The 1,324-nt window shown below is 68.6% G+C and carries 1 protein-coding gene; it reads right to left on the bottom strand.

The features are described from left to right. Positions 1-25 precede the first annotated feature (25 nt). The gene (locus Acy02nite_RS46135) at positions 26-1,306 is read right to left on the bottom strand and encodes an IS701 family transposase (RefSeq protein WP_438820881.1); all 1,281 of its coding nucleotides are present in this window, start codon (positions 1,304-1,306) and stop codon (positions 26-28) included. Between the last annotated feature and the right edge of the window lie 18 nt (positions 1,307-1,324).

Genomic DNA, 1,324 nt, shown 5'->3' with positions numbered 1-1,324 from the left:
CTAGTACGGCAGCCGCCATTCGTGATCATGGTTGGGCTACGAGGCTGAGTCGACGGGCGTAATGGGCTCGTCTGGCGCGTGCCTGGTGGCGGCGGCGCCAGTTTGACCAGCGCAGACGGTAGGCAATGCTGCGGGTCGGCCGGATCAGCAGGACGTTGATCAGCCGCCGGATCTCGTTGACGGTCAGCTCGATCATGTCGGGTTGAGCGCGACGGTTCGGGGTGCGTGCGTCAGCGGCGCAAATCGCGAGGACGGCAAGGGCGGCCAGGGCCAGAGTGGTGAACCGGTGCCAGGACGTCCAGCGGCGGACTTGGTGCTGGTCGAGACCGACCTGGCTCTTTCCGGCCTGAAAACTCTCTTCCACGATCCAGCGGACGCCCGCCACCCGCACGAGCTGGGCGAGGGTGGCCGGGCCGGGTGTCCAGCAGCGGTAGAAGGCCAGCTCACCGGTGGTGTTGTTACGGCGAATCAGCACACTGTGCCGGCCGTCGTCGTCCGGGTCGCCATCGGCTCCGACGTCGGCAAGCCAGGCCCAGTCGTAGAACCGTGGACCTTTCGACCCGTCACCGGCACTGCGCCGGGTCCACGCGGTGGCGGGCAGGTCGGCGGCCAGCCGGTCTGCGCGGCAGCGGATCTTACCATCGTCGATGGGAACGAGGTGGTCGCAGGAGACGGCCAGGACGTAGCCGAGGCGGAGTTTGCGCAGCTCACCCCGCAGTCGGGTGTTGTTGCCGTAGGCCTCGTCCGCGGCGACCCACCGGGCCGGGACCCGAGCCTTCACCGAGGCGGTGATCATGTCGTCGGCCAGTTCGGAGCGGGTGGCGAAGACGACGTCGTCCGGGACGCCGGCCTGCTGGCATCGCTGGCGGTCGTCGGTCCACGACTTCGGCAGGTAGACCCGGCGGTCGATCAGGGCGTGACCGTGTCTGCTCGCGTAGGCCAGGAACACGCCGACCTGGGCATTCTCGATCCGCCCGGCGGTCCCGGTGTATTGACGCTGGACACCGACTGAGTGCACGCCCTTCTTCAGATCACCGGTCTCGTCGACCACCAGAACCGCGTCGGGATCACCGAACCGGTCGACGACGACCTGCCGCAGGTCGTCACGCACCGCATCGGCGTCCCACTTGGCCCGGTAGAGCAACCGTTGCATCGCATCCGGCCGCACATGTCCGGCCTGCTCAGCCACCTGCCAGCACGTCTTGATCTCCAGGTCGGCCAGCAGGCCGGTGACGAAGCCGGCAGCCGCCCGGCGGGGCTCGACCCGGCAGAACCGGCCGGCGAACGAGTCGATCACCAGGTCGATGGTTCGTCGCCACCGGGC

This window comes from Actinoplanes cyaneus (genome assembly GCF_016862095.1).
Lineage (GTDB): Bacteria > Actinomycetota > Actinomycetes > Mycobacteriales > Micromonosporaceae > Actinoplanes > Actinoplanes cyaneus.
Note: the sequence above shows the minus strand (reverse complement) of the source record. Positions and strands in the feature narration are given on the sequence as shown.